This is a genomic window from Bradyrhizobium sp. CCBAU 53351, assembly GCF_015291745.1.
Classification (GTDB): Bacteria; Pseudomonadota; Alphaproteobacteria; order Rhizobiales; family Xanthobacteraceae; genus Bradyrhizobium.
Window position 1 is genome coordinate 634433 of sequence record NZ_CP030060.1, and the last position, 22828, is coordinate 657260.

19 protein-coding genes are annotated in these 22828 nt (G+C 57.8%); 11 read left to right on the plus strand and 8 right to left on the minus strand.

All coding sequences use genetic code 11. The annotated features are described in order from the left end of the window. Window positions 1-17: 17 nt before the first annotated feature. Together XH83_RS37980 and XH83_RS37985 are read right to left on the minus strand one after the other, a co-directional pair. Window positions 18-899, minus strand: a complete 882-nt coding sequence (locus tag XH83_RS37980; protein WP_128930000.1) for an NAD(P)-dependent oxidoreductase — start codon at window positions 897-899, stop codon at window positions 18-20. Then, window positions 896-2578, minus strand: a complete 1683-nt coding sequence (locus tag XH83_RS37985) for an FAD-dependent oxidoreductase (protein ID WP_164933585.1) — start codon at window positions 2576-2578, stop codon at window positions 896-898. The genes XH83_RS37980 and XH83_RS37985 overlap by 4 nt, the downstream gene beginning before the upstream one ends. A 440-nt stretch (window positions 2579-3018) precedes the next feature. On the opposite strand from XH83_RS37985, the gene XH83_RS37990 reads away from it, so the two are divergent. The 4 genes from XH83_RS37990 (at window position 3019) to XH83_RS38005 (ending at window position 7905) form a co-directional block, all read left to right on the plus strand. Next, window positions 3019-3666: a PadR family transcriptional regulator gene (locus tag XH83_RS37990; protein ID WP_128929998.1), complete on the plus strand. Its 648-nt coding sequence runs from the start codon at window positions 3019-3021 to the stop codon at window positions 3664-3666. 166 nt (window positions 3667-3832) lie between these two features. Beyond that, entirely contained in the window at window positions 3833-5173 is a 1341-nt protein-coding gene (gene nhaA, locus XH83_RS37995) for a Na+/H+ antiporter NhaA (RefSeq protein ID WP_128929997.1), read from the plus strand. 312 nt (window positions 5174-5485) lie between these two features. Then, window positions 5486-6490, plus strand: coding sequence for an IclR family transcriptional regulator (locus tag XH83_RS38000; RefSeq protein WP_128929996.1), 1005 nt, complete (start codon window positions 5486-5488; stop codon window positions 6488-6490). Window positions 6491-6948: 458 nt separating this feature from the next. Beyond that, on the plus strand, window positions 6949-7905 hold the full coding sequence (locus XH83_RS38005; protein WP_164933584.1) for a fumarylacetoacetate hydrolase family protein: 957 nt from the start codon (window positions 6949-6951) through the stop codon (window positions 7903-7905). A gap of 233 nt (window positions 7906-8138) precedes the next feature. Here the strand turns inward: XH83_RS38005 and XH83_RS38010 are convergent, their stop codons facing one another. After that, a complete protein-coding gene (locus tag XH83_RS38010; protein ID WP_128929994.1) occupies window positions 8139-8882 on the minus strand; it encodes an SDR family NAD(P)-dependent oxidoreductase in 744 nt (247 codons plus the stop codon). A gap of 495 nt (window positions 8883-9377) precedes the next feature. Here XH83_RS38010 and XH83_RS38015 point away from each other — a divergent pair, with 495 nt between their 5' ends. The 5 genes from XH83_RS38015 to leuD all read left to right on the plus strand — a co-directional run bounded on the left by XH83_RS38015 (window position 9378) and on the right by leuD (window position 16004). Continuing rightward, window positions 9378-11489, plus strand: coding sequence for an alpha/beta hydrolase fold domain-containing protein (locus XH83_RS38015; protein WP_164933583.1), 2112 nt, complete (start codon window positions 9378-9380; stop codon window positions 11487-11489). 63 nt (window positions 11490-11552) lie between these two features. Further along, the gene (locus tag XH83_RS38020) at window positions 11553-12461 is read left to right on the plus strand and encodes a fumarylacetoacetate hydrolase family protein (protein WP_128929992.1); all 909 of its coding nucleotides are present in this window, start codon (window positions 11553-11555) and stop codon (window positions 12459-12461) included. Between the two features lie 96 nt (window positions 12462-12557). Further along, entirely contained in the window at window positions 12558-13628 is a 1071-nt protein-coding gene (locus XH83_RS38025; RefSeq protein ID WP_128929991.1) for a cupin domain-containing protein, read from the plus strand. A 316-nt stretch (window positions 13629-13944) separates the two neighbouring features. Then, on the plus strand, window positions 13945-15354 hold the full coding sequence (gene leuC, locus XH83_RS38030; protein WP_128929990.1) for a 3-isopropylmalate dehydratase large subunit: 1410 nt from the start codon (window positions 13945-13947) through the stop codon (window positions 15352-15354). A 17-nt stretch (window positions 15355-15371) separates the two neighbouring features. After that, entirely contained in the window at window positions 15372-16004 is a 633-nt protein-coding gene (leuD, locus tag XH83_RS38035) for a 3-isopropylmalate dehydratase small subunit (protein ID WP_128929989.1), read from the plus strand. Window positions 16005-16042: 38 nt separating this feature from the next. Here the strand turns inward: leuD and XH83_RS38040 are convergent, their stop codons facing one another. Then, a complete protein-coding gene (locus XH83_RS38040; protein WP_128929988.1) occupies window positions 16043-16867 on the minus strand; it encodes an SDR family NAD(P)-dependent oxidoreductase in 825 nt (274 codons plus the stop codon). Window positions 16868-17461: 594 nt separating this feature from the next. On the opposite strand from XH83_RS38040, the gene XH83_RS38045 reads away from it, so the two are divergent. Together XH83_RS38045 and XH83_RS38050 are read left to right on the plus strand one after the other, a co-directional pair. Then, complete coding sequence (locus XH83_RS38045; protein WP_128929987.1) at window positions 17462-18364, plus strand: oxaloacetate decarboxylase; 903 nt, start codon at window positions 17462-17464, stop codon at window positions 18362-18364. 72 nt (window positions 18365-18436) lie between these two features. Then, complete coding sequence (locus XH83_RS38050) at window positions 18437-19216, plus strand: SDR family NAD(P)-dependent oxidoreductase (protein WP_128955134.1); 780 nt, start codon at window positions 18437-18439, stop codon at window positions 19214-19216. A 54-nt stretch (window positions 19217-19270) separates the two neighbouring features. Here the strand turns inward: XH83_RS38050 and XH83_RS38055 are convergent, their stop codons facing one another. From XH83_RS38055 to XH83_RS38070, 4 genes are all read right to left on the minus strand, one after another. Continuing rightward, complete coding sequence (locus tag XH83_RS38055) at window positions 19271-19978, minus strand: ABC transporter ATP-binding protein (RefSeq protein WP_128929985.1); 708 nt, start codon at window positions 19976-19978, stop codon at window positions 19271-19273. After that, window positions 19971-20726 (minus strand): ABC transporter ATP-binding protein, encoded by a 756-nt coding sequence (locus XH83_RS38060; protein WP_128929984.1) that lies wholly within the window; start codon window positions 20724-20726, stop codon window positions 19971-19973. The genes XH83_RS38055 and XH83_RS38060 overlap by 8 nt, the downstream gene beginning before the upstream one ends. Further along, the gene (locus XH83_RS38065; protein ID WP_206733114.1) at window positions 20723-21667 is read right to left on the minus strand and encodes a branched-chain amino acid ABC transporter permease; all 945 of its coding nucleotides are present in this window, start codon (window positions 21665-21667) and stop codon (window positions 20723-20725) included. The genes XH83_RS38060 and XH83_RS38065 overlap by 4 nt, the downstream gene beginning before the upstream one ends. A gap of 61 nt (window positions 21668-21728) precedes the next feature. Further along, window positions 21729-22601: a branched-chain amino acid ABC transporter permease gene (locus tag XH83_RS38070; protein ID WP_128955133.1), complete on the minus strand. Its 873-nt coding sequence runs from the start codon at window positions 22599-22601 to the stop codon at window positions 21729-21731. Window positions 22602-22828: the final 227 nt, after the last annotated feature.

Sequence of the window (22828 nt, forward strand, 5' to 3'; positions counted from 1 at the left end):
TTTCCGGCACGCCGGCATTAGCTCCGTGCGGTATCGATAGCGGAGCTGATCTGCACGCCGGGTGGGGCCGGCAAGTCGCCCGGAACGAACATGTCTCCCATCAAAGGCAGCGCCGGATCCACGCTATAATGCGTAAACTCGCGCACCCCCTCGTCATAGAGCACCGTGTCGTCAATCAGAAAGTTGCCCGTGAAGGCGCGCGCAGGCTTTGAGAGGATGGCATGGGCTGCGTCGGCCATGCTCTCCGGCTTGCGGCAATGACGCATTCCGTTCTCTCCGAGCAATGCAAATTGGATGGCAGCCGTCGCAATGGCGGTTCGGGGCCAGAGAGCATTGACAGCAATACCGCGATCGGCAAATTCCGCGCTCATGCCGAGCACGCACATGCTCATGCCGAACTTCGCCATGGTGTAGGCGGTGTGCGGCGCGAACCACTTGGGCGTCATGTCAAGCGGCGGAGATATCATCAAGACATGCGGATTAGCTGCCTTCATCAGGTGCGGAAGGCATGCCTTGGTAGTGATGAAGGTCCCGCGTGCGTTGACTTGAGCCATCAAGTCGAAGCGCCGGATATCCGTTTGTAGGGTGCCGGCCAGATGGATCGCTGATGCATTATTGATGCAAATGTCGATGCCGCCGAACGTCTTTGCCGCTTGGGCAACGCCGGCCTCGACGGAGGATTCATCACGGACGTCGACGGCCAGCGGCAACGCCCTGCCCCCAGCTCGCTCGATGGCTTCGGCGGCAGAATAGATCGTGCCGGGAAGATGCCGGTGCGCCTCGACAGTCTTGGCTGCAATTGCAACGTTGGCGCCGTCTTGCGCGGCTCGCAGCGCAATGGCGAGCCCAATGCCTCGGCTTGCGCCGGTAATGAACAGGGTTTTGCCGGTCAGACTCATGAGGCCACGCTGCCCATGCTCAAGGGAAGCGTTCTTAATGCCGACGTGCCCTGCACGCCGCCCGCGCCGCGGATGCGATCAATGAGCCGCGCCGGCTCTTCAGGAATAGCGTCCCCAATCCAGCTGATGTGTCCGTCCGGGCGGACCAAAGCGTAGCGGCGCCCGTAGACGGCGATGGTGTTTGGCTCCGGGATGAGCTGATGACGGATTGGCAGCCCAACCGCGTGCGCCGCACGGGTCAGACCGCCCACAGCAGCACCCACCTCCGATGCGAACTCCAGCAGCACGAACCCACGACCGAATAAGTCTAACGTGGAGTGGCCCGGCGAGAGCCAAACATGAGGTGCGCGGCCGCCGGCCTCGGCTACTTGCACGAAGTTCGCGACATCGGGCTCGGCTCGTTCGAACGATTCAGCGACGACGATCGGCGAATTGCGATAGACCGCCCCAAGATGAATTCCGAACGACCTCCATTCCCGCTGCATGGCCTGCTGGGTATAGGCTCCTGTTGCGCGCCGCGCCGTCTCGCCCGCAGGGCCTTGGTCGAGCAGCATCGGCTCTGGAGGAACCGAGCGCATCGCGGCTAGGTTCGCGGACGCCTGCGACACGTTGCGCATGGCGATCGGGCGCCGCTCTGTGTCGTAGCTTTCCAGGAGTGTGGGGCCGCCCCACCCCTCCAACACAGCTGCGATCTTCCATGACAGATCAACCGCCTCGGCAATGCCCGTATTCATGCCGTATCCGCCGGTCGGAGAGAGCTGATGGGCCGAATCGCCGACGAGGAAGCAGCGCCCGGAGCTGAACTTCGGCGCAGTGATCTCACGACGGGACCACGGCAACCAAGAGAGCACCTCGTAGTCAACATCGGCTCCGATTCCTCGTCGCACAAAAGTGTTGATCTGCGCCTCGCTCCAATTGGGCCAGGTCTCGTCGCCGAGCAGTTGAAGCCGCCAGGTATCGCGCCCGTCTATATTGACGAAGCTTCCCCAAACCCCCTCAGGCCCGACTAACACGTACCGATACGCCCGTTGGGCGAGCGTCTTCTGCGCCAGAGCCGGACACCGAACGAAGATGTTCGTGCTACAACTCAATACCTTGCTGTTTGTCGGACCAAGCGAGAGTCGCTGTGCGACTGTGCTGCTTGCCCCATCGCAGGCGGCAAGGTACTGCGCACGCACGCATAGTGGTTCGCCACCAAGCAGCGGGCGCACGTGAGCGATGACGTGGTCGCCCTTGTCCTCGAATTCCTCTAGGCGGTGCTGATACAGCAACTGGTTGGTCGAGTAGCTCGAAGCTGCGTTCTGGAGTACGGGGTCGAAAAAATTTTGAGGGCATAGCTCGTGCTTTTGCGGGCTAAACGGTGGCGGGACCGCGTGCGCTTTATCAGGGTAGACATCGCGCGCCAGTTCGTGGCCGAGGACCCCCGTCGCATAGACGATGCTGACCGGCAGATCGCGAGGAAACCCGGCCATTTCGATGGCCTCGACAATTCCCCAGCGTCGGCAGAATTCCATAGTGCGAATGCCGACATTGTCCATGCGAGGATGAACCATCCGGGCCGTCGGCCGCTCCTGCTCTATGAGCAGCGCTTCGACACCGCGCCAACCGAGATCGATTGCAAGCGACAAGCCGACCGGCCCTCCGCCGACTATCAAGACGGGCGTATCGATCGTTTCCACGGACATTCCTCCTGAATTGAACTGCTCGCCGGAGACCGTCTGGCCGCACCGGTCAATGGGCTGCGGCGCTAGAGGTGGTGTTTCGGCAGCGACCGAGGCTTTCCAAGAGGCATGCCCCTGCCCTGCATTTTTGAGAATTGGCCGGGCGCGCTGCTCTCCGGAACGTCCCTCTGCGGGCATGCCACTCATTCTTCAGAGGCCCTCGCAATAACCCGAACGCCGGCTGCGCAACGGGGCTTAGTGGGCATTCGACGCCGGGAAGCATCGATTTCCTCCATATGTCATATATTACATATGTGAGTAACAGGCGAATGTGCATATGTCAAATGTTGCCGATGGTAAAAGCTCGCCCTCCAGACTATGCAGGGTCAGGGCAAGGTCACTGAATGCTCCGTAAGAGCGTGATTGTGCTTGGAGATTAGGCGAGCTTGGAACTAGCGATGGCGAAGAAGAAGACGACCGTAAAACGGAAGGCCCCTGCGGCAACTCCTCCAGCAATTCCGACGCTTGGTTATGTCATTCTGACGAGCTTGGCCCACCATCCTCATACCGGTTATGAGCTGACTCAATTGATGGGCCCCCCGCGCAATTACATGTGGGAGGCCAAGCACAGCCAAGTCTATCCGACGCTGCAGCTGCTAGCGGAACACGGCTATGTCACGTTCGAGGACATTGCGCAGGAAAGCAAACCGGACAAGAAGGTCTACGAGGTTACGGAGCGCGGCCTCGAAGCTCTCAAGGAGTGGGCGAGAAAAGGTCCGACCCATGTGCCTGTCCGGGACGAGTTCAGCGTAAAGATGGCGGCATTGCGGTTGCTTCCGCCCAGTGAAGCTGTGGCCGTGCTCAACCGGCAAATCGAGCTCGTTGAAGGAGAGATAGCGGCCATCAACCTACACTTGGTCGATTTTGTTGATCGTTTCCGTTTGCCGGAGCCGGCACAGAGCAATCATCGCCAATTCTGCCTGCTATCTGCCATTCGACTCTCGCGCGACCTGAAGCTGACGGCTATGGAAGCCTATCGAAAATTGGCCGGCGAATTGTCGCGCGCCACTGAGCCAGCCAAGGCATCTAGAGCACAGTCAAAATGAAGACCCTCGGCAGTTTACAGCCATCTGCCGCTGGCCCTTGTTCCAGGGTCTCGTCCCGACGTTGAATTGCCACCATTACCCTGTATAGGGACGCATGGGTGTTCGCTGCATTGGGGCGGCGTCAGGTAACGCGATGGTCGGGCCGCCACGCGGACGATCTGCGCCTATGAACCACGATCCTAAATTCGGCGATCTTCCGACAGCTCAGCGATTGGCAGAACAGGCTGCGAACACACTTAACCGATTTCTGCATATTGAGGCAGTAAGCGGCGCGGTGCTTCTCGTTGCAGCAGCCGCGGCCTTGATCTGGGCGAATTCGACCGCGGCCCCGAGTTACCACCTCTTTTGGACTCTCCCTGTCACCATTGGCCTTGGTGAGTACGTCTTTTCCCAGTCGCTGCATTTCTGGGTGAATGACGCATTGATGACCGTCTTCTTCCTTGTTGTGGGCATGGAGATTCGGCGGGAGGTTCATGAGGGCGCACTGAGCCGCTTTGACCAGGCCGTTCTGCCGCTGATTGCTTCGGCCGGTGGCGTCCTCGTTCCCGCGCTTATCTATCTAAGCCTCAACAATGATGCTGCTCGGGGACACGGCTGGGCCGTGCCGACCGCGACGGACATCGCCTTTGCTGTTGGCGTCCTCGCCCTGCTTGGACGAAGAATCCCGGTCAATGTGCGAGTGTTCCTACTCGCTCTAGCGATCATCGACGACATCATTGCGATTTTGATCATCGCCGTCTTTTACACCGAAACTCTGCAATTAGGCGGCCTTGCTATCGCAGCCGTTGGCGTTCTCGGGGTCTTGGGATTCCAGCGGATGGGGATCGGTGCGGCATCGCCATATGTGGTGCCAGGTTTGTTGGTTTGGGTCGGATTGTTCGTTGCCGGGGTCCACCCAACACTTGCTGGAGTGGTGCTCGGGTTGATGACTCCGGCTCGCCCCATAGCGATGCGAGAACCTCCGCTGGAGGTGGCGTCGCAAGCGCTCGGACAGTTGAAAACTGGCGATGCGATGAAAACAGGAGATCTGCATTTGTTGCAGCAGCCGTTGCGCGACCTTCGCATAGCTCACCGTGAGATTTTGCCGCCCGCGTCGCGCGTGCAGATGGTACTTCATCCGTGGGTAGCTTACGGAGTGATGCCAATGTTTGCGCTGGCGAATTCGGGGGTCAGCATAAAGGGCGCGGATCTACCCGCTGCCGGCCTGCTGGTGACGATGGGCACCGCACTTGCTTTGATAGTGGGAAAGCCGCTTGGCATTTTCGGAGCGGCCTGGATCGCCGTACGATCGGGGTTCTGCTGCCTTGCTCCCGGGGTTTCTTGGGGCGGCGTCTTTCTCGTCGGACTGCTAGCGGGCATCGGCTTCACCATGTCCATCTTCATCTCGATGCTGGCCTTCTCCAGTGAAGGTTTTTTAAGGGCAGCAAAATTGGGCGTGTTGTTGGGCTCGGCCATAGCCGTGACGCTCGGCCTTGGCTGGGGCGCCTTCTACGTGCGACGTTCGTGACGTCGGTTCGTGTCCTTCCAGGCTCGGCACGGCCCGCGATATCGTCGCTGTCACGATCATCGGTCCGGTTTGTTGATCCGACGTAGCCTAGCAAAACCTGCCACCGCGCAGGGCGACATCGGCTCTTTTGCGCTTCCAGATCGGCTACTCCAGCAGAGGAGCTACCAAAGTTTGCGCTCTCACACGGCCATTCAGCCGGCAGTAATCTTGATAGGCTGCCCAGTTGTGCCTGGCGCTTGAAACAGCCCAGCGGCCGGTTAGTTTCTCTCGGGCTTTTAGCCACTCGCTCCCCAAGTCTCAACCGACCGCCGCTTGAAGCACGGCACGGAACCGAATAACGATCTTGATCCGAACCACGGCGCAGCCACCGCTATCAAAGACATGGCCCGAAAAAAGAACCTCCGCTCGGATCCGAAAAAAGCTAAGGGCCTTCCAGCTGGCGGCAGGCTCCGGTCAAAGGGAATGCCGCTGCGTGAACGGGAGGACGGGGAAGAGGCCGGCAACGGCATCCGTGCCATGCTCGTTGGTCTATCAATGCTACAGGCGATCGCGAAGGAGCGCCGGCCGCTTCCGCTTAAGGATGTTGCCACCGTCAGCGGACTCAGCCCGAGCCGGGCTCATAGGTATTTGTCAAGCCTGCTCGCGGCGGGCTTTATGGAGCAGGACGTCAGATCAGGCCATTACGCTTTGGGGCAAGCCGTTGTCGAATTAGGATTGGTTGCCCTCGGTCAATTGGATCACATTCGGATCGGCGTGGATGCGCTCGTCGCCTTCAGTGAGGAGACCGGCTTTGACGGACATCTCTCCGTTTGGGGCTCATTTGGTCCGACGGTGGTGCGTTGGCAATCCGGACGCTTGGGCTATCATTTCCGGATCGACGAAGGCCGCGTGCTCCCGCTCTTATGGTCGGCAACCGGGCGCGTGCTCATGGCCTATCGCGAGGGAGGGGAAATTGCCCCGCTGGTGAAGCAAGAGCTTGCCGTGTGGAATCGCGAGAACCCCGAACAGCAGATTCGGCGCCAGGACGTGACGCGCATGTGTGCGGCGGTTCGCGAGTTCGGTCTCTCAGCATCGGTTCCATCGCAGCAACGCAATGGTCTGCTCGACCCCGTATTTCCCACAGTCATCAGACTAGGATTGGAAACCACAGCAGCGCCGATTTTCGATCATCGCGGCCGTGTGCCAATGGCCCTCACGTTTTTTGGGTCAGTCCATGGTTCGTCCATCAATAGCGAACCTGCACTTCAAAAGAAGCTCCGCGCCGCCGCGCAAGCAGCTTCGCGGCGCCTGGGCGGCCTAGCCGAGCCGCCAACTTAGGAGCATTGGTCTCGCAAGAGCCAGCAGTTGGACGAATGTTGTGGAAGTCCAATCATTGGCTTGCCGCTCGACACGCCGCGCCGCAGCGTCCACATTCGGTCATGGAAGCCAATGGCCGCAGACGAGGTGAAGCCGAGCGCAGGTGGCGGGCTCGCTCCTTCACTCCCCTCCCGTCAGAGACTTGGCCGCGAGCTACGGTCCGGTCGCCTTTCCGAGGCCGCTCTCCTTACCGTCATGCAAGCCCCGACCTGCCATGCTTTACATCAGAGTATTCGGTGCTTCGCTGTGCAATTCGAGTAAAAAATTGCGCTGTTCCAGCGCTTGCAAAATTCCATACTATTTTGATTGGTGGGTTTGACGCCTAGTGACATTGCGTCGGTCGCGACGTGCAGCGTCGGATGCGCCTTGGTTTATGCACCTTAGGCGGCGGCTTTCAGCGGGATGCGAGGAGTACTTCGATGAAACTAGCTTTGTTCAACGAGTTCATACCCGGGGCAATCAAAGAGAATGAAATTGTCGACATCACAAAGCCGGTTTCCGCGCTCGCGAAATGCGGGCCTCAATACCTGATGGAAGGTCTGATGACTAACTGGGCGACCTACCGGCCGCTCTTGGAGGATTACGTGTCGCGCACGAAGGGCCGCCCAGTCTCCGAAGTGCGGCTGAGAGCGCCGCTGCCGCGACCATCTAAAATTCTGTGCGCCGCAGCGAACTATAAAGAGGGGATCGAAGGCAATATCAGCGATCTTGAGTTCTTTCACAAATCGCCATCTGCGATCATTGGCGATGGCGACACAATGATTCTTCCTAAGGTCGAAGTGACCATCGTCCATCACGAATTGGAACTAGGCGTGGTCATAGGCAAGACCTGCAAGGACGTCTCGGAGAGCGAAGCGTTGGATTATGTTTTTGGATACACGATCGTTCAAGACGGGTCCGCACGCGGCATATTGTCGAACGGTCAGATGTCATTTTTCACGCAAAAGAATTGGGATACGTTTGCGCCTCTTGGTCCCTTGGTCGTGACAAAGGATGAAGTGCGGGACCCTCACGATCTGCAGGTCCGGCTTTGGGCCAACGGCGAGCTACGGCAGGACTACCACACAAGTGACATGGCCCATCGAATCCCGGCGCTCATTCACAAGGCCTCGATGTTCAATACGTTCTTCCCAGGCGATATAATCGCGACAGGCTGCAACCGTCAGGGTTTAGGTCCGATGCAGCATGGCGATACCATCGTTCAGGAAATAACGGGGCTCGGTCGGCTGACGACGTTAGTGGAGGACCCTCTCAAGCGCAGCTGGCCATACGGCGTCGATGCCGAGTTTGCAGACTTCGTGAAGAAGCCGCGCACCCAGCGTGGCGCTCTGGGGCCGCCGCGGATCGTCCCCGCGAATTCGCGGCTGCCGACCTAGTTCAAGCGGTCCGACCCGCGGTTCGCACTGTCAGATCTTTCAAAAGGGCTGAGCGGGCTTGGCAGCGCGCCATGCCTGCTCTGTCGACACCGAGCCATCGCGGGCCTGTCTAGGCCCGATCTCATCTGCAAATTAGGCTGGTCGCCTTATCCAAGCGTGCCAGCCTTAGCCTAGCCGTCATGATCCAGTGTCGACTGGACAGGTGACAAGTTCCGTTCGGTAGGACCTCCCTATCACTGATAGGCCCGACCTCCGTCGCAGACATAGTTGCTGCCTGTGATGTACTGAGCCTCCGAACTGACCAGGAACAGCAAGAGATTTGCTATTTCTAGGGGAATTGCCAGCCGCCTCAGCGCGTACCTCGCCAGAAAAGCGTCTTGTTGCGAGGCTGACTTTCCGGCCAAAAATCGGTCCATCATCTCAGTATCGACGGCCCCCGGGCAGACGCAGTTCACTCGTATATCGGGCGCCAACTGGGCAGCAAGTGTCTTGGTAAATTGGATGACGCCGGCCTTTGCGGCTCCGTACGCCGCGCTGCTTACACCGGGTCGTATACCTGCCAGTGCCGACACGTTGACGATGGCTGCTGCTCGAGTCTTTCGAAGATGTGGCAATGCTGCTCTGCAGACCAGGTAGTGAGACGTAAGGTTGGTGCGAAGACTCGCGTCCCAACGAGCTAAGTCGATATCTTCTAGAACAGCGGCCTCGGCATTGCCGACGCAATTGATGATACCATCGAGACAGCCCATAAGGGCCGCGGCGTCGTTCACCGCGGCAAATGCTTGCGCCTCGTCGGTAAGATCCGCCGCAATAGCGTGTCCTCGCGTCAACCTGGCGACCTCTTTCAAGCAATCGAGCCGCCGTCCGACAACAGTCACCACCGCTCCTTCCTCGGCGCATCGCATGGCGGTGGCATGGCCGATTCCGCTTCCGCCGCCCGAGATCAAAATGTGACGTCCAGCCAGACGGCCAGCCATTATTGTTTAACCTCGCTCGCAGCAGGGTCGCATCGATTGGTGCACGTCGCACTGCTATGTGGCGGCGGTGCGCTTTGAACGGCCCCGCATAGTGGAAAGCTGCACCGAACAGGAGAGATCAGCTGTTTCATAGGTCAGCAAAAGTTGTGTAGCGGCGGGCGTATGCATGCCGCAGGGCTTGAGGGTATCGCCGGAACTTACAATCGGTGCGACTAGCGGAATAGGACAATACTGCGCCGCATACTTGTGCGACGGAAAGAGTTTGGCTTGGGGTTTGCCGCCAGGACTGGGCGCTGCTTGACAAACGACAGAATAGGAAACACGTTTACCAAAATGACAAGGCGGCAGCGCGACGTAGGTCGATGATTGACCGGGCAGTGAGTAGCCCGGAAAGCTCGCCTTAACCCGCAGCGCTCTGGTCGGTTCGACGACTGGTGAGCTTAACCTGCGAATAAAGGATATCGGTCACAGATGTCCAACTACGGGAGGATGGCTATGCGTGCCCTGATTGTCGGAGCCGGAGTGGCCGGACTGGCTACGGCGGTTGCTTTGCGTCGTAACGGCATCGACGTGACCGTCATCGAGCGAGCGGCGGAGTTAAGCGAGGTTGGAGCAGGTGTTGTCCTTGGACCTCATGCTATGCGCGTTCTTGAATCGCTGGGCATTGCGGCGGAGATAAAGCGCTCGGATGAGCCGCCCGAGACGATTACATTTTATGATATGGTGAGCGGTGAGGTACGCAATCGCACCCAACTGGGCGAAGCGGGAGCCAAGCTGTATGGCGCCCCGCTTTACAAGACGCATCGCCGCGATTTGATCGACGCTCTTGCAAGACATTTGGACGGAACGGAGATCCGGCTCAACTGCTCTGTTGTCGATGTGAAGCAAGATGATCGAAGTGTTACCGTCATTCTCGAGAGGGGTGAGGCTGTTCTTGGCGATCTCCTAATCGGAGCCGATGGCCTGCGTTCCAAGGTGCGAAGCGCAATTTTTGGAGAAAGCGAGTCGATATCTACGGGCCTCCTCGCCTGGCGGACCGTTCTACCAACGACGCTTCTCAGCAAAGCGCTAACATTGGATACCAATGTGTGGAGCGGTGCGGGTCGCCACGTGGTTTGCTATCCGATTCGTCGCGGCAAACAGTTTTATGCAGCCTTCTACGTACCTGCCGATGAGATCCATCGTGAGGACTGGGCCACAGCTGGGGATGTCGCGGATTTGCGCGCCTCATTTAAGGACGCCTGCAAAGACGTCCGAGAGATCACTGAGGCTGTAACCGAAGCTTTCATCACGGCGATCAATTATCGTTATCCCCTGCCAGAATGGCATCGCGGGCGAATAGTTCTGATTGGCGACGCGGCCCACCCGGTGCTGCCGACATCCGGCTCCGGTGCGGCGATGGCGCTCGAAGATTCGGTGGCGTTGGCGGCTTGTTTGCACCGGAGCGGGAGCAACTTGGAAGCCGCTTTTTCCGAGTTTCAAGCGCGGCGGAAGCCGCGGACCACTCGGTTGCTTCACCAAAGTCGCGGCGATCTTACGGCATTTCATGAAAAGGCACCCGAGCGTCAGGCGGCTTACGGACGGATGGGGCGGGGCATGCTGAAGCTCGACCAAGCTGGGTATGAGCGGTTTGCGTGGCTCTATGGCTATGATGAAGTCGCCGAATCAAACAAGCCATTCGACCTGTTTAACGCCAGTCCATTGGTGCGGCCGTCGCGGCCGGCCGCCGCCCGCGCGTTCGATCTTTGGTCGAATGCTCTCAAGTTCGAAGATGAAGACTGGATGAGCGAACGGGCTGCTTACGAGCGGTTCATGTCGAGTCTATGTGCGTTGCCAGAGGATGTGTCGGTAGAAACCGTCGACTGCGACGGGGTGCCTGCGTTATGCGTCATTCCCCCCGGCGGGAAAAGTGGTCCTGCCGTTCTTCATCTTCATGGGGGAGGATATGTGTTTGGTTCGGCTAAGAGCTCGGTTTTGCTTGCAGCTGGTCTAGCGCGCGCGATCGGTGGCTGGGCGTTGGTACCCGAGTTCCGACTTGTCCCGGAACATACGCCAATGCAAATGCAGGAGGATGTGCGAGCGGCCTTTGCGTGGCTTTCGCGGCGCGCAGACCCAGTTGCAGTCAGTGGCGAATGCTCGGGCGGTGGTCTTGCTTTAAGTCTCGCCGCAAAGCTCCGTCACGAGAATGTCACTCGGCCCGCCGCCCTTTATCTCCTGTCGCCCTTTGCCGATCTCACGCTGACGGCGGCCAGTATCGACGGCAATAGACGAACCGAGCCCTGGATGACCCGGCGGCGACTACTGACTTTGGCTGGTGCGTTCATCCAAGACCGAGAGCCCGATGATCCCGCCATTTCGCCGCTTCGCGGAAATCTTGCCGGGCTACCACCGATGCGCGTCTTTGCGGCGCGTGGAGAAGCCCTCGCTGACGACGCTCGTGCATTGGTCGCTGCTGCTAAATCGGCGGGCGGAGATGCCGAACTGCACTTGTTCGACGATAGCATTCATAGTTTTGCGCTGTTCGAGTTTCTGCCGGAGACGGACGAGTTCTTTCGCGCGATTCGGCGCCACGCCCACTCCAACACTTACGTCGGGGCGACGCCATAGGGTTAGGGCATAAGCCGGCGGCTTGGCTGCCCTAACCGCTCTATCTGGATAGGAGAGAATAATATGCGGCTCTGTCGTTTCGATGGAAATCAGCTTGGTATCGTGCGAGATGGCGAAATTCTCGTCGTTACCGAGGCGCTGGACGTGCTGCCCAGCCTCAAGTGGCCGTTTCCGCAGCACGACATCATGATCGAGCATTTGGACCGCGTCATCGCCAAGGCACAGGAGCTGGCCGGGCGCGCTCGACGCATTCCCGTGAGCTCGGTTCGGCTTGATAGCCCCGTCGCTAATCCGTCTAAGATCATCGCTGCCCCTGTCAACTATCAGCTCCATCTCGACGAGGGGACGAACAATCAAGAATTGCGGCAGGGCCGATCGGAGGTTCAGACGATCGACAGAGCCGGTCTTTTTTTGAAGGCCAATAGTTCGCTAGTGGGCCCGGGATCGCTGATCAGACTGGGCGATCCGACGCGAAGGCACGACCCCGAAGCCGAGTTGGGTGTTGTTATAGGTCGACGGGGTCGCAACATCCCGCAGGCAGACGCCTTGCAGTATGTCGCTGGGTACGCCGTTGCTGTCGACGCGGTTGTCCGTGGTCCCGAAGAGCGGAGCCTGCGGAAATCAATCGACACCTATTCCGTCTTGGGACCCTGGTTGGTTACGCGAGATGAGATTCCCGATCCCGGGGTTCTTGACCTTTATCTGAGCATAAACGGCAAGGAGAAGCAGCGATCGAATACGCGACACCTCATATGGTCGGTTCCCAAGCTGATCGCGTTCGCGTCCGCCTATTATACACTTCATCCCGGCGACATCATCATGAGCGGCACTCCCGAAGGAGTATCCGAAATTGTACCGGGCGACCGCGTCGTCGTTGGCGTACAGGATATTGGCGAAATGACGCTCCTGATCGAGGCCGGCGATTGGTCGGCGGACGAAATGCTCCGATCACCGCGCATAGCCAAAAATTAGAGGAGGCGCAGTCCTCGTCCTGCAATTTCATGCTAGCCGGCAGGTCTAATCAACCGCAGCGTGGCGGCAAGCTCGAACTAAAGTTGAGGAACCAAAATGTCGAACAGCACGGCTCAGCCAGATCCGAAACATGCCGATCCCACAGCCGAGCGGGCCGATCGTATGAAGCGGCTGAGTATCATTCCCATCTGGAATACCAGCGGGGTCGCCGAAGAGATGGGCTACAAGGCGCGCGGCCATGTATGGCGGTGGCGCGACTTGCACGCTGAGTTCGAGGAAGCTGTTAAGACATCATTGGCCGGGCCGGGCACTGAGCGCCGAATTCTTCTGTTTGAGAATCCCGGGATGCCACGGTCCGCAGCAGCAACGCCTACGCTCAATGGCGCGTTGCAGATGATCCTACCTGGCGAAGTCGCACCGGCGCACCGGCACACCTATTCAGCGCTGCGCTTCATCTTGTCGGGAAGTGGTGCGTTCACGGTCGTCGATGGCACGCGCGCGGATATGCACGAGCTTGATCTTTTGCTCACGCCTGGAGGGTGCTGGCATAGTCACGCGCACAATGGCGGGACGGAGCCAATGGTTTGGTTCGATGCGCTCGATACCCCATTCGTTTCATACATGCGAGCCGATTGTTTCGAGATGCATCCTAGCAAATCCTTAGAACCCTATACCAATACTGTGGGCTCTTACGAAGATATTGGCGCGCTCGGAATGCTACAAGGTCGGACGCGCGCGCAACCGCCGGCCTCGCCCCAGTTGGTGTACAAATGGGCTGCCGCCGAAGCAATGATACAAGCCGGACTGGACCGCGACGATGATGACCCGTACGAGGGTGTCGTTTACGAATACGTAAATCCTATCACGGGTGGGCATGTCATGCCGACAATCGCCTGTCACGTGAACGGATTCCGTAAAGGCTTCCACTCGAAGGCACGACGACGCACATCGAGTAGTCTTTGTGTTGTTGCGAAGGGAAGCGGTGCCACCATTATCGATGGCGTCAAGCACGAATGGTCAGAGCGCGATGTGATCGCAGAGCCGGCTTGGTCGTGGTGCGAATATATTGCGTATGAGAAATCGATTCTGTTCCGGACAAGCGATCAGCCTATATTGGAACCTTTCGGTTTGGCTCGCCAAGAAGATCATCCGAACGGACGTCAATAGGCAGCTTTCGCCTCTTGCAATCGTTGTGCCCGGCGTAGTTGTTTGCGCAGGCAATACCCGTTGGCTCGCTCCGCGTTTCCAGAAAGTTGCTCTTGTAGATAGCGCAGGCCTGATGCAGGCCGATCGTTCTATTTTGCGTGGACCGCGAGTACTTAAGCGCATCTGACGCACAGCATCGATTTGCTAGCCGGGCAAAAGGGGTGTTTGCAATTTTCTCCTATTGGGCAATGTCCGAGGTTCTTAACTTCCCAAAGCTCGTGTACGGCTCGCTCACCTCGTGAGAATTCAAGCCCCTTGGGACAAGTCGATTAGCGCCATGGCAAACAGCGAAACTCTGTTCGACAAGATCTGGCTGTCGCATGTTATCCGGGAGATTGAAGATGGCGTGTTTCTTCTTCATGTGGACCGGCACATGGTTCATGAATGCACATCGGCTGCCGCCTTCGAGGGCTTGAAGCGTGCTGGCCGCAAGACCCGTAATCCCGAACTGACCTATGCTGTTGTCGATCACATCCTTTCCACGGCGAAAGGTCGTACGGGAGAGACGTTCGCTGGTGGTCGGGAATTCGTGCAGCTGTTACGTGAAAATTGTCAGGCTCATAAGATTGAACTCATTGATGTTGACGATCCTCGGCAAGGCATTGTCCATGTAATCGCACCTGAGCTCGGCATCGTCTTGCCCGGCACAACACTGGTATGCGGCGACAGCCATACGGCAACGTGTGGAGGACTTGGTTGTTGGGCTTGGGGCATTGGCACCAGCGAGGTGGAGCATGTGCTCGCGACCCAGACAATCGTCCAGCGGCGGCCGAAACGCATGCGTATCAATTTCGAAGGCAAGCTCAACCGAGGGGTATACGCCAAGGATCTCATTTTGAGATTGATTGGTCAGATCGGCGTTGCGGCGGGACGTGGCTACGCTGTGGAATATGCCGGCAGCGTCATACGGTCTTTGTCGATAGAAGAACGCCAAACCATCTGCAATATGTCGATCGAGTTCGGTGCGAGAGCTGGACTTATAGCTGCCGATGACGTCACATTCGAATATCTCCACGATCTGCCTTATTCGCCCAAGGGAGAAATGTGGGAACAGTCATTGGCTTACTGGCGTTCGCTCCCGACCGACCCAGAAGCGGTTTTCGATCGAGAGGTCGATGTTGATTGCACGAGCATCGGCCCGCAGGTCACCTGGGGGACGACCCCCGAGGATGTTGGCAGCGTCAGCGATCCGATTCCTGATCCCGCGGCGGTTAACGACCTTGCGCGTCGCGCCGCAATGGACCGTTCGCTGACTTATCTCGGTCTTGAGGCCGGTCAGTCTCTCGAAGGGCTCACCGTCGACGTGGCGTTTATCGGTTCATGCACCAACAGCCGCCTTTCCGATATAGAGGCTGCCGCCGAAGTCGTGCGGGGGCGCAAGGTCGCTTCGCATGTACGCGCGCTTGTGGTACCCGGCTCAGCGCAGGTTAAACATGCCGCTGAATCTCTGGGGCTCGACAAAGTCTTCCTGGAAGCTGGGTTTGAGTGGCGGGAGGCCGGATGTTCCATGTGCGTCGCCATCAATGATGACTTTGTAGGACCCGGTAAGCGTTGCATCTCTACGTCGAACCGCAATTTCGAGGGGCGCCAAGGCCAAAAGAGTCGCACCCACCTAGCCAGTCCCGCCTCGGTGGCCGCCGCTGCGATTGCCGGGGCGGTAACGGACGTCAGAAGGTACTTAACCTAGGCCGCCGGAGAATTCGTATGGAGAAATACACACGTGTCGAGGGTGTCGCGGCCAGTTTCCCGCGCCCTAACATCGATACAGACGCGATCATTTCGGTCGCTTGGCAACGCAGCTTGAAGAGCAATCCGGGGGAAGGCCTGTTTGCGATCTGGCGGTATGATCTGCAAGGCCAAGAGGTGCCGGACTTTATCTTGAACCGCGCCCCCTTTCGCAAGAGCAAAGTTATTGTTGCGGGAGCCAATTTTGGTTGTGGCAGCTCCCGCGAGTTCGCGGTTTGGGCCCTGGTACGGTTCGGTATTCGCTGCGTGATTGCACCCACCTTTGGCGACATTTTTTACGAAAACTCGTTCAAGAACGGGCTGCTACTCGTCACGTTACCGCAGGCAGAGGTTGATGAGATCCATCACCACCTGGCGACCACGAACGATCCGACGATGTCGGTGGATCTCGAAAGCTGCACCATCGAATTACCGAACGACAGGACAATCGCTTTTAACATTCCAACTGCCCGTCGCGCAACGCTGCTAGAGGGCCTCGACGAGATTGGTCAAACGCTAAGATTCGTCGCCGACATTGAGGACTTCCAGCAGAAGAGCCGAGCGTGCCAGCCCTGGTTATACGCGCGACCTGAACCTCGGCATTCTCCCTGAGTGGGGCCGACGAACCAGAGTTGCGCGGTTAGGCGAATCTAAAGCGTTTTTGTCAGACCTGCATCCGCATCGATAGCAGCCCCTTGCAGGAGACGACCGCGATCTGACAAGACAAATCTAACCAGCGCCGCGATATCCTCAGGCTCGCCGATTCGCGCAATGCGCAACTCGCGGCTGAGCTGATATTCCATTTCGGCAGGGTCGATGCGTCGTTCGCGGCTCTCCAGCGTCAGGCGCTTTGTCAATCTGTCTGTCCTCACCAAGCCGGGATTGATACAATTGACCCTCACGCCGTCCCTAATGCCAAGCTCGGCGAGGAATTTGCTGAAACTATTGAGTGCGGCATTCACTGGCGAACCGATAGCGAAATAGATGTCGGGTGTTCGGCCGCCTGCACCGGCGATATTCACGACGGATCCACTCGTCTGAACAAGTGTAGGCCAGGCCGCCCGACAGAGGCGCATTGCACCAAAGAATTTTAGGCCGAAACCATCCTCCCAATCACTATCGGGCAGCTCCAGGAAGTGCCCCCGCGTGGTCGCACCGGCGTTGTTGACAAGAATATCAATCTTCTGAAAAGCGGCCAAGGCCCGGTCGATCGTCCAGGAAACGGTTTCCACGTTTCGCAGGTCGCCAGCAACGACCTCTACCCTTGTTCCAAATGATCGTGCGCGTTCGGCAACGCTGTTGAGCATGGCCTCATCCCGGGCGACGATAACGGAATCGACGCCTGCTTGCGCGAGCTCGAGCGCAATGGCAGCACCGATGCCTCGGCTTGCGCCCGTTACGATCGCAACCTTGCCCCGGAGGGACGCATCTTCGCCTCCCGCCAGGCGAGGCTCCTGTTTGGTGTGTCCTGTCATCGTGGAAGTCTCCGTGTCTGGTCGATTGAATGGGATTGTTGACAGAACCGGCCACACGCATCGGGACGCAACATTAGTCTGAGCTGCCCAGATGTGTGCCTTGCGAGCTCGGTTGAGTAAAAGGCCAGGCTCGACCGGCCTTGGCGCCTGTCGAGATCTACTCCATGTCGTCACGTCGGACACTGACCCAGCGAACCAAGAGACCACGCGCTTGGCTGAGTGCACTATGGCATGGCGCACCCTTTGGCTAGCTAAGGTGGCCACTCGTCATGCGACCTCGTCCATGAAAGAAGAGTGCGACGTTCTCCTCTGGCTTGAGCAGTACTAGCCCTGAGGCCCGCCGTGTCGCCACAGGATTTTGCGCGAGTACAGGGTTTTAGGCGCTGATCCGCTAGCAAGAAATTGCAATGCTATCGGGGCAGCCCATCGTGCAATTTTCTCCTAGTGATGCCGGCGCCTGTCGGTTGATAGTACACGTGCTTTATGAAACGTGCTGAGTCCAACGATGGTCTTCTGCACTGGAGCGACCTTCACTAACCGCTTTCACGGTTGTCGGACTCGCGTCGTTGCCGTACTCGCATCATTGGGTGTCTTTTGAAAGCTCGTATTCCTCTGCGCAAGGTCATGGAAGCCGGACGACCGCTCGTCCTTCCGGTTGCTCAAGATGCTTTTGCCGCCCGGCTGATAGGGCGGGCTGGGTTCAAAGCGTTTGCAATTGGTGGGTCGGCAATGCTTGCTGCCCGTTACGGGTTGCCGGACCTAGGCATTGCGGCGCTTGGCGAGATGGTCGCCGGTATTCAGGATATTGCGGCGGCCTCCGATCTACCCTTCATCACCGATGGCGATGACGGCTACGGTGACATCAAGAGCGTTGTTCGCATGATCCGCGCGTACGAGGCGCTTGGTGTTGGCGCCGTGATCCTGGAGGACCAGGCTCGCCCGAGCAAGCAACCCGGCGATAATCCTGCTCCTGCTGTTGTCGCGATGGCAGAATTCGAAACAAAGCTTCGGGCAGCTGTTGATGCCCGCAGTTCAGGCGACATGTTGATTATCGCCCGCACGGACTCCTTAACAACGCTTGGCCTAGATGGCGCCCTAAAGCGAGCGGAGCGCAGCTTAGCCGCGGGCGCGGATGGTGTATTTATTCCAGGATTGAAAGCACATGACGATCTCGTGACGGTTGGGAGTGCCTTCCGGGGGAAACACCAGCTGCTTGCCCTAACTGAAGATGGGAAAGCGCAACTGCCGCGGGCACAAGATCTCTTTGTGATGGGCTACGATCTTATCGCTTATCCGAGTTATTTGATGCTGCGGACCACAGAAGCGATGGCGAGCGCGCTCGCAGGGTTGTTGTTGTCCACGGCCGACGGGTCCCCTCTCCCGGCACTGGCCGATTTTCCGGCGGCTCGCGCGGCCTTTGCTGAGGCGGTCGGACTTCGAGACTGGCAGGCGCTCGACAAAGTTGCCCGGTCCCAGGCCTCTGCGCCCGCCACGTAACTCGTCCGCGGTTCCGCATTTTCGGACTGCTGCGATGGAAATCTCGGTGCTAGAGCAAGCAAGGATAGTTTAGTGCAGATTTCGCTGAAAAGCCGAACCGCAATCGTAACGGGCGGAAGCCGAGGCATTGGCCGAGCGATAGCTCTGGCGTTCGCCGAGGCCGGCGCTTCTGTTGCAATTCTCGCCCGAGATAAACAACAAGTGAGTGATACCGCCGACCAGATAAGTAGCACAACCGGTCAGCGCGTGATTGGAATCTCATGTGATCTCGGAAACAAATTGCAGATTGACCAGGCCTGGTCGAGGCTCTCCCCCGACTTCAGTCATGTTGACGTCCTCGTTAACAACGCAGGCAACGCTGCCCACGAGCCAATATCGGGAGTTGAGTGGGACGCACTCCAGTCCGATTTCATGCTGAAAGTCGGAGGGGCACTTTACTTAACTCAGCGTTGCCTCTCTGGAATGCGAGCAAGACGCTGGGGACGAGTTGTCAATATTCTCAGCATTGCGGCAAAGGCCGGTACCGGCGCCGCTCCGTCGGCGCTGAGCCGGGCGGCCGGCCTATCCATGACGAAGCTGCTGGCTAACGAATGCGCGCCGGATAACGTCCTTATCAACGCCATCTGCCTTGGATCGATCGAAACCGACCAGTGGAAACGAATGCACCGGTCCACCGCACCGCAAGCGAGCTACGAAGACTTCGTTTTGCAGAAAGGAAAGAGCGTGCGTCTCGGTCGGCTTGGAACTGTGACCGAGGTTGCGAATGTGGCCTGCTTTCTAGCCTCGGACCTAGCCTCGTTCGTAACGGGAACAGCCATTAATGTCGATGGAGGCAATTGTCCCGTACCGTAACCTCGGCACTGGTATCGTTGCCGGTAGGTATGTAATCGGAGGTCGTCTACCTCCCTAGCTGATGCCAACGAGGCTCGATAGAACGGACTTATTGCCCGCCAGATCGTTGCTTTTGCCGTTCCAAACCACTTGGCCTCGATCCAGAATTAGGGCCTGGACCGTTAGTGACAGCGCTAGATCAACATGGTGTTCTACGAGGATAAACGTCATATCGCTTTCTTTTCTGATGCGTTTGAGCGCTTCCACAAGCTGGTCAACAATGACCGGAGCCAATCCTTCGAACGGCTCGTCGAGAATAAGCAAAGCGGGATTGCTGACGAGCGCTCGGCCGACAGCCAGCATCTGCTGCTCTCCACCCGACAAATGATTTCCGAAGTTCTGCCGTCGCTCAGCAAGCCGGGGGAATAGCTCAAACACGGATTCAATGTTCCACTTTCCCCGATCAACCCTTGCAACGGAAAGGTTTTCCTCTACCGTCAGGGAAGGAAAGATCTCTCGTTCCTGAGGCACGTAACCGAGGCCCAGGCGAGCCCGCTCGTAGGTATCGATGCCTCCGATCTCGCCGCCGTCAAATGTGATCTTGCCGGAGGCCATTTGCGTTAGGCCCATAATGGTCGCAAGCAGGGACGTCTTGCCGACACCATTGCGTCCCAACACGGCCAATGACGACCCTCTCGGGAGCGAAAGAGCCACGTTTTCAATAGCCGCGGCGCCATAGCCATATCCTGCGGTGACAGCTTCCAGTCTCAGCAAATCAGTCATTGCGCGCCTGTCCGAGGTAAACCTCTCGTACCTTAGCATCTGCTCGAATCTCGGACGGGGTTCCCTGCGTCAGCACGCTTCCCTCTGCCAACACCGTGATACGGTCAGCGAAACCAAAAACGATCTGCATGTCGTGCTCGATGACGATGACTGCGAGGTCGGCGGGCAACCGCCGCAGCAATTCCGAAAGTTTTCCGCTGTCTTCTTTCGGCAAGCCAGCAGCAGGTTCGTCGAGAATGAGCACCTTTGGCTTGAGAGCCAGCGCCAGCGCGAGCTCAACGAGCCGCCGTTGACCATATGCGAGATTGGAAATCAATTGGCATGCCGAACCACTGAGGTTAAAAACGTCTAGGAGCCGCTCGAGTTCGATCAGAACCTGCTTGCGCCTATTGAGCGCGCCCCACAGTTTTGCGTCGATATGCATATTTGCAACGACCGCGAGGGCAATATTTTCGACCACCGTCATGGACGGGAATAGCGAGTTTATTTGAAACGTTCGCGCGAGCCCCAGAGAGACTCGGCGTTGCGGCGAATACCGTGTGATGTCACGTCCTTCAAGTCGGATCGACCCAGAGGATGGAGCCAACGCTCCCGTGATGAGATTTACAAGGGTGGTCTTTCCTGCGCCATTCGGACCAATCAGAGCGTGTCTTGCACCAATCTCAAGGCGGAAGTTGATATTACGCGTGACGGCGAGAGCACCGAAGCTTTTGTGCAGACCGACGATTTCGAGGACCGTATCATTCATGGTTTCCGCCTGCGATCGAGGAGATAGCCACCCATACGATCAATCCAGGGACCAACGCCTTGAGGTGTAAACCTGACGGCGAGAATGAGGAGTCCACCCAGCATAAACAACCAATTGAAGGGGTCTATCGCCGCGGCCCGATCAGAAAAAATGACGAAAATAATGCCCCCAATGAATGCGCCGGTCAGGCGCCCCATCCCGCCGATTAGCAACATGATGAGGACGTTTCCGGATAGCAGGAATGAGAGTGAGTCGGTTGCGACAAGCCCGGTGACTTGTGCGGAAATTGCACCGGCCACACCCGCTATTGCTGCCGAAATCGAATAGATGAGAAGCAACCGTGCGGCGACCGGTACGCCTAGCATGCGCATGCGTTGGTCGTTGTCGCGTATCCCACGCAGAACATATCCAAATGGCGAGTTTACCAAGATCCGGGCAAGGGCAAACACGAAGGCCAGCACGCAAAGCGAATAGAGATAGGCAGTATGGCCATAGAGGTCGAACGAGTAACGTCCCAAGATGGGTGCGACCTGATACCCCGCAAGGCCATCATCTCCGCCCGTTACTGATTTCCAGGTTGTCGCAACTTGGAGGACGACGGCACCAATGGCGATCGTGAGGATGACTTGAGTCAAGCCGCGAACACGAAGAACCAGCAAACCCGTGACGAAGCCGAACGCGCCGGCAGCTAGCCCTCCTACCACAAGGCCGGTCAAGGGTTCAGATAAAACATTGAGCGCAAAAAGGGCGGCGGCGTAGGCTCCGATACCAAAAAAGACGGCATGACCTAAACTTTCGATTCCAGAGTAACCGATGGCGAGATCGAGCGACAGAGCCAAGATGATCATGATGATGACTTGGGTGCCGAGCTGGTGATAGGCGCCCAAGAAGAAATAAGCGAAAATTGCAAGCGCCCACACCAGCGCATCGCTAAGTCCCAAGCGGTGGGATCCAAAGGACGCGGCGATGTCCCGTTTAGGTGTGTCCTTTGAGGGAGTTACCTTAAGCACGGCCATAAAGCCCAAAAGGTCGAATGGACAGAATGAGGGCCAGAAGAATGTAGATGCCGAAAGCGCCGGCCGCCGGAAAGAGATAGCGAAAATAGGTATCGAAGATGCTATAGCCGAGCGCGGCGATAAGCGATCCTTTGAGACTGCCAAAGCCGCCAACCGCAACGACGATCAAAACCATGACCATATAGTTCGTGGCATAGTATGGCTGCAGCGGCAGCATCTGCGTTCCAAGTACGCCGGCTATGGCCGCTAACGCGCACCCAGCAACGAAGGTCTGAGCGAACACCCGCCGCACATTGATCCCGACACAGCGAGCCATGCGCGGATTATCGACGGAGGCGCGCAAGCGGGCGCCAAAATCGGTCTGTTCGATGACGTACCAAATCAGGCCTGCGATTGTCAGGCTGACGATTGAAAGAAAGCTACGGTAAGCAGAAATCGATATCTCTTCAAAATGCCATGCTCCCGCCAGGAATTCAGGCGTTGGTAATGTATGCGTCAGCGAGCCATAACCGGCGTTGATCGAGGCGATCATTATGAATGTGAGGCCAATTGTCATCAGGATTTGACCGAGAGCACTCGTCTCATAGATCCATCGATATACGGTCCGTTCAAGAATGGCCCCGAGTATCGCCGTGATTGCAACAGCAATCGGAAGCGCGGCGAGCAAACCCAGGCCAAAATGATTGACGAGCGAGAGTGCAGTGTAACCGCCGATCATGGCGAAACCACAATGTGCAATGTTTAGAAGACGCATCACGCCGAGCGTGATCGTCAGGCCAGAGGAGATCAGAAAGAGGATCATCCCGAAGGACAGGCCGTCGATCAAAAGCGATATACCCGTCGTCCAGTAGCTATTCACTTGATCCCTCAAACACCGCCTGCATCACAAGCATGCTGCCAATGGCCATTACGTCCCGCCGCATTGGCCTGGAGTCATGCGGCCTGATTCTACTCCCCTATTTTCGCGCGCCTAAACGTCGTCAGCGCGAGGCAGGATTGGCCTCCTTCCAGGGATCTTTGAGATTCGGAATTACGGCGACCTGTTTATTTACGAGGACGCCGTCGATCTTCTCGACCTTTCGGATA

What these genes read in the sequence shown, in the direction of transcription:
- XH83_RS38015 (WP_164933583.1), top strand. Translation starts at nt 9,378, where the DNA reads ATGCGTGCCCTGATTGTCGGAGCCGGAGTGGCCGGACTGGCTACGGCG.
- XH83_RS38020 (WP_128929992.1), top strand. Translation starts at nt 11,553, where the DNA reads ATGCGGCTCTGTCGTTTCGATGGAAATCAGCTTGGTATCGTGCGAGAT.
- leuC (WP_128929990.1), top strand. Translation starts at nt 13,945, where the DNA reads ATGGCAAACAGCGAAACTCTGTTCGACAAGATCTGGCTGTCGCATGTT.
- XH83_RS38040 (WP_128929988.1), bottom strand. Translation starts at nt 16,867, where the DNA reads ATGACAGGACACACCAAACAGGAGCCTCGCCTGGCGGGAGGCGAAGAT.
- XH83_RS38025 (WP_128929991.1), top strand. Translation starts at nt 12,558, where the DNA reads ATGTCGAACAGCACGGCTCAGCCAGATCCGAAACATGCCGATCCCACA.
- XH83_RS37980 (WP_128930000.1), bottom strand. Translation starts at nt 899, where the DNA reads ATGAGTCTGACCGGCAAAACCCTGTTCATTACCGGCGCAAGCCGAGGC.
- XH83_RS37990 (WP_128929998.1), top strand. Translation starts at nt 3,019, where the DNA reads ATGGCGAAGAAGAAGACGACCGTAAAACGGAAGGCCCCTGCGGCAACT.
- XH83_RS38060 (WP_128929984.1), bottom strand. Translation starts at nt 20,726, where the DNA reads ATGAATGATACGGTCCTCGAAATCGTCGGTCTGCACAAAAGCTTCGGT.
- XH83_RS38055 (WP_128929985.1), bottom strand. Translation starts at nt 19,978, where the DNA reads ATGACTGATTTGCTGAGACTGGAAGCTGTCACCGCAGGATATGGCTAT.
- XH83_RS38005 (WP_164933584.1), top strand. Translation starts at nt 6,949, where the DNA reads ATGAAACTAGCTTTGTTCAACGAGTTCATACCCGGGGCAATCAAAGAG.
- nhaA (WP_128929997.1), top strand. Translation starts at nt 3,833, where the DNA reads ATGAACCACGATCCTAAATTCGGCGATCTTCCGACAGCTCAGCGATTG.
- XH83_RS38010 (WP_128929994.1), bottom strand. Translation starts at nt 8,882, where the DNA reads ATGGCTGGCCGTCTGGCTGGACGTCACATTTTGATCTCGGGCGGCGGA.
- leuD (WP_128929989.1), top strand. Translation starts at nt 15,372, where the DNA reads ATGGAGAAATACACACGTGTCGAGGGTGTCGCGGCCAGTTTCCCGCGC.